This window comes from Thalassotalea sp. G2M2-11 (assembly GCF_017168195.1).
In the GTDB taxonomy this organism is placed as follows: Bacteria; Pseudomonadota; Gammaproteobacteria; order Enterobacterales; family Alteromonadaceae; genus Thalassotalea_E.
Window position 1 is genome coordinate 247,259 of sequence record NZ_JADNYL010000003.1, and the last position, 12,611, is coordinate 259,869.

Annotated in this window: 10 protein-coding genes; 5 read left to right on the forward strand and 5 right to left on the reverse strand. The window is 38.3% G+C overall.

The window, feature by feature from the left end:
• Positions 1-10: 10 nt before the first annotated feature.
• Positions 11-1,006: an adenosine deaminase gene (gene add, locus IV514_RS12115; RefSeq protein WP_206485532.1), complete on the reverse strand. Its 996-nt coding sequence runs from the start codon at positions 1,004-1,006 to the stop codon at positions 11-13.
• 183 nt (positions 1,007-1,189) lie between these two features.
• Between add and aroG the strand changes: the two genes are divergently transcribed.
• Complete coding sequence (gene aroG, locus IV514_RS12120; protein ID WP_206485533.1) at positions 1,190-2,242, forward strand: 3-deoxy-7-phosphoheptulonate synthase AroG; 1,053 nt, start codon at positions 1,190-1,192, stop codon at positions 2,240-2,242.
• A gap of 131 nt (positions 2,243-2,373) precedes the next feature.
• On the opposite strand, the gene IV514_RS12125 is transcribed toward aroG, so the two are convergent.
• Positions 2,374-4,857 (reverse strand): EAL domain-containing protein, encoded by a 2,484-nt coding sequence (locus IV514_RS12125; RefSeq protein WP_206485534.1) that lies wholly within the window; start codon positions 4,855-4,857, stop codon positions 2,374-2,376.
• Positions 4,858-5,255: 398 nt separating this feature from the next.
• Here IV514_RS12125 and IV514_RS12130 point away from each other — a divergent pair, with 398 nt between their 5' ends.
• Positions 5,256-5,729 carry a low molecular weight phosphotyrosine protein phosphatase gene (locus tag IV514_RS12130; RefSeq protein ID WP_241242349.1) on the forward strand — a complete coding sequence of 158 codons (474 nt, stop codon included), beginning with the start codon at positions 5,256-5,258 and terminating at the stop codon, positions 5,727-5,729.
• 103 nt (positions 5,730-5,832) lie between these two features.
• Here the strand turns inward: IV514_RS12130 and ilvN are convergent, their stop codons facing one another.
• Both ilvN and IV514_RS12140 read right to left on the reverse strand, forming a co-directional pair.
• Positions 5,833-6,330 carry an acetolactate synthase small subunit gene (ilvN, locus tag IV514_RS12135; protein WP_206485535.1) on the reverse strand — a complete coding sequence of 166 codons (498 nt, stop codon included), beginning with the start codon at positions 6,328-6,330 and terminating at the stop codon, positions 5,833-5,835.
• Positions 6,330-8,054, reverse strand: a complete 1,725-nt coding sequence (locus IV514_RS12140; protein ID WP_206485536.1) for an acetolactate synthase 3 large subunit — start codon at positions 8,052-8,054, stop codon at positions 6,330-6,332. Before IV514_RS12140 ends, ilvN begins: the two co-directional genes overlap by 1 nt.
• A gap of 392 nt (positions 8,055-8,446) precedes the next feature.
• Between IV514_RS12140 and IV514_RS12145 the strand changes: the two genes are divergently transcribed.
• The gene (locus tag IV514_RS12145; RefSeq protein WP_206485537.1) at positions 8,447-9,988 is read left to right on the forward strand and encodes a response regulator; all 1,542 of its coding nucleotides are present in this window, start codon (positions 8,447-8,449) and stop codon (positions 9,986-9,988) included.
• Here the strand turns inward: IV514_RS12145 and IV514_RS12150 are convergent.
• Entirely contained in the window at positions 9,985-10,509 is a 525-nt protein-coding gene (locus IV514_RS12150; RefSeq protein ID WP_346776924.1) for an SCP2 sterol-binding domain-containing protein, read from the reverse strand. The two genes, IV514_RS12145 and IV514_RS12150, sit on opposite strands and share 4 nt — an antisense overlap.
• A 189-nt stretch (positions 10,510-10,698) precedes the next feature.
• Between IV514_RS12150 and IV514_RS12155 the strand changes: the two genes are divergently transcribed.
• On the forward strand, positions 10,699-11,694 hold the full coding sequence (locus IV514_RS12155; RefSeq protein ID WP_206485538.1) for a peptidase U32 family protein: 996 nt from the start codon (positions 10,699-10,701) through the stop codon (positions 11,692-11,694).
• Between the two features lie 25 nt (positions 11,695-11,719).
• Entirely contained in the window at positions 11,720-12,601 is an 882-nt protein-coding gene (locus IV514_RS12160; protein ID WP_206485539.1) for a U32 family peptidase, read from the forward strand.
• Positions 12,602-12,611: the final 10 nt, after the last annotated feature.

Sequence of the window (12,611 nt, forward strand, 5' to 3'; positions counted from 1 at the left end):
TTCAGTTATATTACAATTTTGCATCGCGTAATGCTTGTTTTTCATTGTCTGATAAAAAACTCACTTGCAAAGCATTTTGTTGTAATTGGAATATTTGCTTGTCTGAAAAGCCGAGTAGGTCAGAAGCCAATTGAAATTCATGTTTTAATTCAATGTTTTCAACCGCAGGATCATCGGTGTTTAAACATACTAATAGCTCATTCGCTAGAAATGTTTTAATCGGATGTTCAGCCAAGTTTTTAATTGTACCAGTTTGATAATTTGAAGTTAAACAGGACTCGATGCCTATATTATGTTGTCTGATATAATCGGTGAGAGTTTTGTCTTGCGAGATGGCAACACCATGGCCAATGCGTGTTGCGCCAAGCCCTTTGATAGCTTGCCACACGCTTTCACTTCCGGCTGCCTCACCGGCATGAACGGTTACTTGTAAATCTGCAGTTCGTATTTGTCGAAAGTGTTCAACAAATAATTCTCCTGGAAAGTTATATTCATCACCAGCAAGGTCAACAGCAGTAATGTGCTGTTTATGATCGAGTATGGCATTTAGCTCTAGTTGACATTTTTCTACGCCAAATGTTCGACTTAGAATGCCGATTAGATTGATTTTTACCGGAAAATCTTTCATTCCAGAGTTCACACCATCAATAACAGCAGCGACCACATCACTCGGTGATAATTGATGAGTTTGGGCCATATAATACGGAGAAAATCGTAATTCTGCATAATCGATACCTGCGTTGTAAGCATCTTCGACATTTTCGTAGGCAATACGTTTACAGTCATCAAGTGTTTTTAATACCTTGACTCCCCAGTCCAACTTTTGCAAAAAAGCCAATAGGTCGGCTTCACTGTCTTGAATTTGAACATAGGGGATAAAGTCATCAAATTGCTCGGTTGGTAGGCCAATATGATGCTGCTGTGCGAGTTGCCAGATAGTTGCTGGCCGAATATTGCCATCTAAATGACGATGCAGATCTATCAGCGGGTAGTTTGGATTAACCATTATTTATAATTCCTTGCGTTAAATCTTTGAAGCTTAACTGATCTTTATTATATCGCTTTTTTCTTATTTTATGTTGGTATTAGAGTAATAACACTGATAAATTAGTCCGTGGGATAATCATCTAGGTGTCTAGACGTATATTGAGATAAAAATTCATCGTTTAAGAAGTAAAAGAGAAACATTATGTTCTATCAAACCGACGACGTTCGTATTGAAAAAATAAAAGAGTTATTACCACCTGTTGCATTATTGGAGCGATTTCCTGCATCAGAAAATGCATCTAAGACCGTCTTCTCTGGTAGAGCCGCGATCAGTGATATTTTAAATGGTAAAGATAAGCGTTTATTGGTGGTCATTGGCCCTTGCTCCATTCATGATACTGATGCTGCAATGGAGTATGGCAAAAAGCTGGTCAAGTTAAGGGAAAAATATCAAGATAATCTTGAAGTTGTCATGCGTGTGTATTTTGAGAAACCACGTACTACGGTGGGGTGGAAAGGTCTAATTAATGACCCTTATATGGATAATAGCTTTAAACTAAATGATGGTTTACGCATGGGGCGTAAATTGTTGGCTGACTTAAATCACTTGGGGCTGCCAACCGCTGGTGAGTTTTTAGATATGATCACGCCGCAGTACATGGCTGATTTTATGTGTTGGGGAGCTATTGGTGCCCGCACCACAGAAAGTCAGGTGCATCGTGAATTAGCCTCTGGTTTATCTTGTCCGGTAGGATTTAAAAATGGTACCGATGGTACGATTAAAATTGCCATTGATGCGATAGGCTCGGCGAGTGCAGCACATCACTTTCTTTCGGTAACTAAATTCGGACATTCCGCTATTGTACAAACGACTGGTAATGCAGATTGTCATATTATTTTACGTGGTGGTAAGTCGCCCAATTATGATGCCGATAGTGTTAAGCAAGTGACAGAACAGTTGGTGAATGCCCAATTGAATCCGAAGATCATGATTGATTTTAGTCATGGTAACTCAAGTAAGCAGTTTAAAAATCAACTGTCAGTTTGTGACAATGTTAGTGAACAACTTGCCAGTGGTGAGCAAAATATTTTCGGTGTGATGGTAGAAAGTCACTTAGTGGAAGGTAGACAAGATTTAGTTGACAATAAAGCTCCCAATTATGGTCAGTCGATTACTGATGCTTGTATCGGTTGGGAAGATACTGAAAAATTACTTGCTCAACTCAATGATGCTGTTGTCGCCAGAAACAGTTAATACTTGTTTGAACAATCAGTTTTTGTCATAACTACAGTAACAACATTCAATAGATAGTAGCCGCTAATTTTAGCGGCTTTTTCATATCACAATTAAACGTATTAACTTGTGTTAGGAAGAGTTTCTAATGCTTATTTATTGGCGGGGATAAACTCACCTTGTAATGGCTGTTTGATCCGACCGTTATCTAAGTCATTTAGCCAACCGATATAGTCATCAAAGGCCATAGGTTTTGCATAGAAGTACCCTTGACCAATATCACAGCCAAAGTCTCGTAAAGTATCTTCGTCAGCTTGTGAATTAATACCTTCTGCAACCACCTCTAACCCTAAGCCTTTCGCCATTTTTACAGTGGTTTTAGCGATCACCATGCGTTTTTTATCGTCATTGACATTTTCAACAAACTCGCGGTCAACTTTTAATTCTTGAAAGGGAAGGTGGCTAATTTGTGACATAGTTGAATACCCCGTGCCAAAATCATCGATGCTGATAGTCACGCCTAACTCAGTGAGCTTTTCAATTAAGCTTAATGCATGTTCGTTGTAGGCAAACGAAGCGGATTCAGTTAATTCAAAAATAATTTTGTCTGCTGGTACTTCTGACGCTTCAATCAAGTCAATGCATTGGGTAAAAAAATGTGCTGACGCAACATCTTTACCACTAATATTGATGGAAATCATATGATTGTAGCCATGTTCTTCAGTTAATGTTCGTTGCTGTGTTAAGGATTGCTTGATCACCCATTGGGTCAGTTCATTGATCAACCCCATATCTTCCGCGATAGGAATAAATACGGCTGGTGGGATAAAGCCTTCTTGCTTGTGCTGCCAACGTAGCAAACATTCGCTACTACATACTCGTAAGGTGCGTAAATCAATTTGTGGTTGGTGATACACTTCAAGTTCGTTATTTTCGAGTGCTACTTTTAGATCTCTGGTTAACTTTAATAAATAACTGGCTTCATTACTTGATTCTTCTTTATATGTAGCCCACTTAACTGTTGAGTTTTCGCCGCAATTTGCAGCTAAAATGGCATGATTAATGAGTTGATGACTTTGCGTGCCGTGTTCAGGGCTTTTGGCAATTCCTACAATAGCCGTTAAAGGTAGATTGATATTGTTGACAACAAAGTTATCAGTGGTCTTGATTTGAATTGATTGAATTAACGTTTCAACTGACTGTTTGTTACGTTGGTTATTTAACACAATGGCAAAACAGTTATTGTTAATAAAACATAGCTTCTCTTTTTTATCTGTTAACGGGTAGATGGCATCATTGAACTCAAATAAGGATGATAGTTTCTGATTGAGGCGTTTAAAAAGCTCAGTGTTCATGGCATCGTCAATATATAGCGCAACCTTTTCAATGTGTTCTGGTTTGATCACTAGTACACTAAAATCTTGTTGTTTTTCTCTATTGAGTTGATTGATAAAGCTTTCAATATTTGATTTTCTGGGTAAACCACTGTTGACATGGTAAGCAATATCGTTAATCCGGTCTTGTTCATGGCGTCTCATCCGTTCAGCTAAGGCAAATGCCATCAGAGTGATTTCCGCCATAACTGCGAATAAAAACGCATTTCGGGTAATAAATGAATAATCGAGGTAATTAAGCAGTACTAAAGGTTGGATGGCGGCACCAATTAATAATGGGATCCATGAAAGTACATAAAACTTAGCCCAAGCAAAATCATCACGAAGGCGTCGGAAGATTAAATATAGCGTAAAAACATAAACAATTGGCTGCAACGAAAAAAACAATTTGGTTTGAGCTATGGTATCAATTGTTAATGAATAAAAAGAGCAGGCTATCAGTGCCCAGCAAAAATACTTGCCGACTAAGTATGCCTGCCCTGGTTGTTGTTGATAACGAAGAAATAATAAAGTAAATGAGAGTAAAAAAATGACTAAGTAATAGTCAATAAACAATAAGTAACTATTAATGGTTGCTTGTAAAGATGAAGAGAAAATTAGGTAACCAAAACCCGTTAAACTCGACATTACTAATGTCGCACAAACAAGATAACCAATATAAATTAAGTAAACTTTATCTTTAACGGCAAAAAACAAAATTAGATTGTACATGGTCATTAATAAGACTATGCCGATAAAAGCACCGTATAAGAGTTGGGCGTATAGTAACCTATGTTGAAATTCACCTTGCTGAAGCACCATCACCGGAATATTCGGTGGCCCCTCTGTTTGTAGTTCGATGATAAATGAAGTTTTTTTCTTCGCTGTTAAAGTGAAATTAATATGAGGGTAGACTTGGCTAAGGATATCCTCTTTAGTGACTATTGGCTGAAGTTGATCACTTTGTTGTGCGAATGAATAAATATTGAAAGTGTTTAACAGGCTATTATCGGCATGTAAGACAAGTGAGTGATGGTCAATGGAGTTATTTGTGACGGTTAATTTTAACCAAACGGTTTGTGTCGATAATTGATACGGTATGCTGTGAAACTCTGCGGCGGTGAAATCGGTAAGCCGCTGTGTAATATCATCGATTGCTAGTTCATTTTTTTGATCAATCAAATAACTATATTCTGTCGAAATGATCTTATTGTTAGTATGTTGCTCAATACCAGTAAATTTATGATGCAAATTTATTAACACGAAAGCGAACACTACCATAATGACAGCAATTGCTAAGTAGCGTGTTGTTACGGAGAGGAAATTCAAAAATAAAACCCTAATGGATAACGAATGTTAAATAATAGTAAATTAACTTTAGCAGAATTATCAAAATCTTGGGAGCTTTAAAAAGAAATATGTTGATTTTGAATATACATATTATACCTAGATGGCTGCTTGAGAGTGAGCATCATATTAACAATCGACGCTAGTACAGAGCACTGTTTAGTATTGAAAATCATGATAAATGTATTGCTTAATTATTAGTGCTTATTCACAATGGCTCAATGCTTCAGTCAATAGCTTATTGGTTGTAAACTATTGGCTTTTGTTTCGGTATACAAATCAAAAAAATAATATATACAAAATTGGTTAGTTTTATGAATTATAAAGAAGTGAAGAGTGTGATTTTTATTTGTATGGGTAATATTTGTCGCTCACCAACAGCTGAGGCTATTTTTCGTCATAAAGCTAAAGAGTATGGACTTAATATCAAAATTGATTCTGCTGGCACCATAGGTTCGCATGCTAGAGAAAAACCAGATCATCGCGCTCAAAAAATTGGTATGGCGCATGGTTATTCATTCGATAAAATTAAAGCACGAAAAGTGACTGTTGATGACTTTGAACACTTTGACTTAATTTTAGCGATGGATGAGCAAAATATTAAAGATTTACGCAAAGTGGCGCCTGCTCACCTTATGGGGAAAGTAAAGTTGTTGTTAGATTTTGCTGAGCATCATGATGATAGAGAAGTTCCTGACCCGTACTATGGCGGAGCACGCGGTTTTCAATACGTTTTAGCTCTGGTTGAAGATGCCAGTGATGGGTTGCTTAGCCAGTTAACACAGTGAAGTTTGTGGTGGCACCATTGATGACACCACAAATTTTTGAATATATAGCAAGGCTAACAACTTCATTGCTTGTAAAAATGAAATGATGTTAGCCATTGAAATCTTAAATTCTTAAGGCTTTTTCACCTCGTGCAATACCTACGGTACCAGAGCGCACCGATTCAATGATTTCTGTTTCGTGAGATAAGGTTGTAATAAAGGCATTGATTTTATCGGCATCGCCGGTAAGTTCAACGGTGTAAATTTGCTTACCTATATCGACAATTGAACCACGGAAAATGTCAGTTATACGTTTGACTTCGGTACGTGATTTATCATTCATAGCTAATACTTTCAGCAAGATGATCTCTCGTTCAACGTGGCTTCTTTCCGTGAGATCGGTAATTTTGATCACATCAATTAACTTATTCACTTGCTTAACAATTTGCTCTAAAACGCGGTCATCGCCTATAGTAGTGATAGTGATCCTTGATAAACTTGCATCCTCTGTAGGGGCAACAGTTAAGCTTTCAATATTAAATGCTCGTTGTGAGAATAAACCAACAATACGAGAAAGGGAGCCAGGTTCATTTTCTAATAAAATAGCTAATATACGGCGCATTATGCTTTTACTCCTTTTTTGATCCACATGTCATCTATTTTTCCGTGGCGAATTTGCATTGGGTATACGTGTTCTAATTCATCAACTAACACATCAACAAACACTAAGCGATTTTTAATAGCAAATGCCTGTGTTAGTTTTTCATCTAATTCTTCTAGGTGATTGATTTGAATACCAACGTGGCCATAAGATTCAGCTAATTTAACAAAGTCAGGTAGTGATTCCATATAGGAGGAAGCATGACGACCTCCGTAGATCATGTCCTGCCATTGACGTACCATCCCTAGAGAACGGTTGTTAAGTGAAATGATAACCACAGGTAACTTGTACTGTAAGCAAGTGGATAGTTCCTGAATGTTCATTTGGATAGAACCATCCCCAGTGATACAAATTACATGTGATTCAGGGAACGCTAATTTAACGCCCATCGCAGCGGGTAAGCCAAACCCCATGGTGCCAAGCCCTCCTGAATTTATCCATTGGCGAGGTTTTGCAAATGGATAGTACTGAGCAGCAAACATTTGATGTTGTCCAACATCTGAGCATACGTAGGCTTCACCTTGGGTAATATCATACATAGCCTCAACCACACGTTGCGGTTTGATTTTGCCTTCACCTTGTTGATAGCTAACGCTTTTTTGAGCACGCCATTGGTTGATTTGTTGCCACCAAGCATCTTGCTTATCAGGTTCGGGAGCATAATTAATGTGCTCTAGCTCTGCTAATAACTGTTTGATAACGCGATCAACTAAACCAACAATAGGAATATGGGCGTTGATGGTTTTTGAAATCGACGTAGGATCAATATCTACATGTACAATCGTGGCATTTGGACAGAATTTTTTTACATTATTGGTGACACGGTCATCGAATCGAGCACCTAAAGCTAAAATAACATCGGCATTTGCCATGGCTTTATTAGCTTCTAAACTGCCATGCATGCCCAGCATACCAATAAAGTTTTCGTGAGTACCTGATATGCCGCCAAGTCCCATAAGGGTGTTGGTGCAGGGGGCATTTAATTTTTCAACTAATTCCGTTAGCAATTCTGAGGCGTCTGATAATACAATACCGCCGCCAGAATAAACCACTAGTTGCTTAGCTTCGGTGATGGTCTTCACTGCTTTTTTAATTTGTTTCGGATGGCCTTTTTTTGTAGGGTTGTATGATCTTAATTGCACATCCGTTTCAATGTGAAATTCCCCTTTGTTATCTGGGATCAAAATGTCTTTTGGTAGCTCTACTACCACAGGACCAGGTCTTCCTGACTTAGCAATATAAAAGGCCTTGGCGATTATATTAGGAATATCTTCAAGGCTTCGACAATTAAAGCTATGTTTGACAATTGGCCTTGAACAACCAACGATATCGGTTTCTTGAAAGGCATCGTCACCAATTAAGTTCGTTGGCACTTGACCAGATAAGACCACCATAGGAATTGAATCCATATAGGCAGTTGCAATACCGGTAATACAGTTTGTTGCACCAGGCCCTGAAGTGGCTAGTACCACACCTACATCACCTGTTGCTCTGGCGTAACCATCTGCCATATGAGTCGCGGCTTGTTCATGGCGCACTAGGATATGTTCAAATTGATCTTGCTGGAAAATGGCGTCGTATATATCCAGTACTGTTCCTCCGGGGTAGCCGAAAATATACTTTACCTCCAATGCAGATAATGCTTTTACTACCATTTCTGCACCAGTAAACAACTGTTTTGTCATGACCTGTACCTTCTGCTTATTTTTACTGTATGAATGCCAAAAAATAAAAAACCCCCGGTCTTTTCAGAGCGAGGGTTTATCAATTTGTCTTTGTTTACTTTTTCTAGAGACAACACCAACCCCGCACTGGCTTGATAACCACTACGACTGTGAGGACGACGTTGAGTACAGAGATATTTAACATAAATCTAAAAAAAGTGAATTTGTAATAACTCTATTTTTAAAGGCAATGAGTAATGGTGTCAACTGATAAATAAAAAAATGCGTAAAATCATTATAATTTTTTCGTCTACTTTATCATCTTTACCATAAAAACTTATTAAATTTCATGTGGTTTAATAAAATCTATTCTACACTTTAGCTAAACGAATTAATTATGTTTTGAATAAATTATGTCAAATTTTATCTTTAAGGAAGAAGCTGAACCTGAAAAGCAGAACGAGGAAACGGTTAAGCAGCAAAAAAGCTGGCGTATTTTGGTCGTTGATGATGATGAATCTATTCACCAAATCACACGTTTAGTTTTTTCGGACGCGATAATAGAGCAGCGGCCACTTGAACTGGTTTCTGCATATTCGGCAAAAGAAGCACAAAAAATACTGGCGAATGATGATAGCTTTTGTATGGCATTTATCGATGTTGTGATGGAGTCTGATCATGCCGGACTTGATTTAGTCGAGTGGATCCGTAAGGAAAACCAAAATCAAACTATTCGTTTGATTTTACGTACAGGCCAAGCAGGAAACGCACCTGAGGCACAAGTGATCAAAGAATTTGATATTAACGACTATAAAGAAAAAACTGATTTTACTGCCAACAAAATGACCACAACGGTTTATGCGGGTATTCGAGCCTACCGTGATATTATGACCATCAAAAGAAGCTTAGATGGCTTTAAACAACTGATTTTATCAACGCATGAATTATTAAAGATTAGTCAATTTAGACCATTTGGCTCAGCGGCGCTTAATCATTTATTAACCTTGATGGATGTTGATAGTTCGGCGCTATATATTGCGCGAAGTCAGCAAGACTTTAACGATGAAAGTACAAATTTAATTTTAGCTTGTACAGGTAAATATTGTAGTGAATCGGATAGCTTAGAAGCTTCAGATATCAGTAGTGAGGTTAAGCAGTTAATTCAAAAAGCTTTTTATGAAAAGCAACACTTTTCCGGTAGTAACTACTTTGTTGGTTATTATGAAACGTCATCCAATGCTTGTTCGGTGTTATATATTGATTTTGAGGGCAACAGTGAACATTTTAAGTCTAACTTAGCTGAGCTCTTTGCCACCAATGTTGCACTCATTTTAGAAAGCTTGACTAAGCAACATGAAGTTGAACAAACACAAAAAGAGTTACTCTTTATTATGGGCGAAGCCATTGAAGCGCGAAGCAAAGAAACAGGGGATCATGTTCAGCGAGTGGCGTTAATTTGTGAGTTATTAGCGAAAAAACTAGACTTAGATGAATTGTTTATCGCGGCGATTAAACTGGCGTCTCCATTGCATGATCTTGGTAAAGTCGTTGTGCCTGAACAGATATTGCAAAAGCCAGGACAATTAACTTCTGCTGAATGGGAGATCATGAAGACACATACTACGGCAGGCAAAGAGTTATTAAGCCAATCAAAAACAAAAGTATCGAAACTTGGCGCTCGTCTTGCCCATTATCATCATGAAAATTGGGATGGTTCAGGTTATCCTGATGGGTTATCTGGCGAAGATATTCCCCTAGAAGCGCGTATCATGGCAATAGCTGATGTGTTTGATACTTTAGGCTCTGAGCGTTGCTATAAAAAGGCATGGCAAACAGATGAAATCCAGCAGTATTTTATTGAGCAGCGCGGCAAAAAATTTCAACCTGAGCTTGTTGATATTTTGATGGATAATTTTGCAGAATTTTGCGCTATCCGCCAGCAATTGCCTGATTAGCTATCCGTCTCGCGATACTTGACTAACACATCGGCACAACGAGAGACTCCTTGGTGTATGACACTGGGGAGTTGCTCAAGATCAATTGCATCAATCAAATTTTTCACTTCTAAACCGAGCTCTGTATCGCCTTCAATTTTCAAACGTCTTTGAAAAAATAATGTATCAGGATCAACTTTTCTTCCTGCAATTAAGAGTAAATCATCACCTTTAGCACTAAAGCTAACATCTTCAGTAATGGTTGAGTTTGGTGCCATTACTAATTTGTTATTTTCAAAACTTAGTAGCCAGTGAATATCTAAATCAGTGATGGAAATTTTTAGCCATTTATCGGTTAAAAATTCAAAATCCCCGTCATCGATTGCTTCATGAAATACCGAATGTAATGCAGGTAGTAGTAATGATTGTTGTATGCGATAAGGCACAATCTGCAGCACAGGTTTTAATAGTTTAGGTAGTTTATCAAATAGAGGTAATGCCATTTTTGTTGGTAATTGAGGCAAATTGAGCAAACTATTCACAGAGTATCCTTTAATTTTGGTGATATCACATCATTGGTTATCGTAACGAGTCATAATGATTTTTTCGCTGTTGTAGATCAACTTTTATCGTGTTTACCATAAATCTGGTGAAAGTTGTTTCAAGTCAAATCATTACTTGTGAAAACTGGGTAAATTGCTGTTTTCTTAATGACTAGGTAATCAATGATTATGGAATTATTGTGCCCAGCTGGCAATTTACCTGCGCTTAAAACAGCGATTAATAATGGTGCAGACGCCGTTTATATCGGTATGAAAGATGATACAAACGCGAGACATTTTGCCGGATTAAATTTTAATGATGGCAAACTAGCCAAAGCAGCTGACTATGTGCATCAGCACGGTAAAAAGTTACATGTAGCAATTAATACTTTTGCTCACCCTGATAATGAGAAACGTTGGCAAGCAGCGGTTGATAATGCGGTTGCTATAGGTTGTGATGCACTCATTATCGCAGACTTAGGGGTGTTGGATTACGCTGCTCATAAGTACCCTGAGGTTGAGCGTCATGTGTCAGTGCAAGCATCGACTACTAATATTGAAGCCATTCGTTTTTTTCATGATAACTTTGCCGTTGATCGGGTAGTACTGCCTCGCGTGTTATCTGTGCAACAGGTCAAACAATTAGCGGCAAAAACACCTGTACCGCTCGAAGTATTCGCTTTCGGTAGTTTATGTATTATGTCAGAAGGGCGTTGTTATTTATCATCTTACATGACGGGAGAGTCTCCTAATACCGTAGGAGCTTGTTCACCAGCTAAATATGTACGCTGGCAGGAAACAGAGCAAGGGTTAGAAAGCAGGTTAAATGATGTATTGATTGACCGTTATCTACCGGATGAGAATGCGGGATATCCAACCTTATGCAAAGGGCGATTTGATGTTGATGATAATGTGTACCATGCATTAGAAGAGCCGACCAGTCTCAATACCTTAGAGTTGATCCCTCAGCTGAGTCAAATGGGGATTGTGTCCGTAAAAATAGAAGGCCGTCAGCGTAGCCCTGCTTATGTTGAGCAAGTGGCAAAAACCTGGCGTATGGCATTGGATCGATATCAGCAATCTCCAGATGACTTCCAAATTGAACAGGCGTGGATGAATACTTTGGCTAATCTGTCTGAAGGTAGTCAAACAACCCTTGGTGCTTATCATCGTAAATGGCAATAATGTTAATAAATAAGAGTAAGAAAAGATGAAGTTTTCTTTAGGTGCAGGTTTGTTTTTTTGGCCCAAAGCACAGGTTGAACAGTTTTATCAGCAAGCGATGCACAGTGACGCTGATATTATCTATATGGGCGAAACAGTTTGCTCAAAACGTCGTGAATTGAAAGTCAAAGACTGGCTTGGATTAGCAAAAGAGGTTGCTCAGTCGGGTAAGCAGGCGGTGTTATCAACCATGACTTTATTAGAATCTCCTGCTGAAATACAAACCATGCGAAAGTATTGTGATAATGGTGACTTTCTCGTTGAAGCGAATGATTTAAGTGCAGTTCAAATCATGCATGAACTTAAATTACCTTTTGTCGCAGGTCCTGCGATCAACTGTTATAACTTATCAACGTTGAAAGTATTAATTAAGCAAGGAATGATGCGCTGGGTGATGCCAGTCGAGCTTTCAGGAGATTGGTTAAAGGCGTTATTAGATCAAGCGCAACAGGCTAATTTAAGAGATGCGTTTGAGTGCGAAGTTTTTTCTTGGGGCTATTTACCTCTAGCTTATTCTGCTCGCTGCTTTACTGCAAGATCAGAAGATAGGCCAAAGGATGATTGTCGATATTGCTGTATTAATTACCCTCAGGGAAGACAAATGAAAAGCCGTGAAGGGCAGGACGTGTTTGTGTTAAATGGAATACAGACAATGTCTGGTTATCAATATAATCTGATTAATGAAATACAAAATATGCAAGAAGTCGGGGTTGATATTGTCCGTGTAAGTGCAGATAGCGAGCAAGCATTTAAGCAATTATCATTATTTAAACAGCAGTTGCTTAACCCTGAATATTTTCCGTTAGATCAGCAAAAAGAGTGCAATGGTTACTGGCATCAAATAGCAGGGATGTCGAGCAAAGCGTAGTTTGATAACC

Coding starts and splice junctions, on each gene's coding strand:
- add (WP_206485532.1), bottom strand. CDS start 1,006: ATGGTTAATCCAAACTACCCGCTGATAGATCTGCATCGTCATTTAGAT.
- IV514_RS12140 (WP_206485536.1), bottom strand. CDS start 8,054: ATGACAAAACAGTTGTTTACTGGTGCAGAAATGGTAGTAAAAGCATTA.
- IV514_RS12130 (WP_241242349.1), top strand. CDS start 5,256: ATGAATTATAAAGAAGTGAAGAGTGTGATTTTTATTTGTATGGGTAAT.
- IV514_RS12145 (WP_206485537.1), top strand. CDS start 8,447: ATGTCAAATTTTATCTTTAAGGAAGAAGCTGAACCTGAAAAGCAGAAC.
- IV514_RS12160 (WP_206485539.1), top strand. CDS start 11,720: ATGAAGTTTTCTTTAGGTGCAGGTTTGTTTTTTTGGCCCAAAGCACAG.
- aroG (WP_206485533.1), top strand. CDS start 1,190: ATGTTCTATCAAACCGACGACGTTCGTATTGAAAAAATAAAAGAGTTA.
- ilvN (WP_206485535.1), bottom strand. CDS start 6,330: ATGCGCCGTATATTAGCTATTTTATTAGAAAATGAACCTGGCTCCCTT.
- IV514_RS12155 (WP_206485538.1), top strand. CDS start 10,699: ATGGAATTATTGTGCCCAGCTGGCAATTTACCTGCGCTTAAAACAGCG.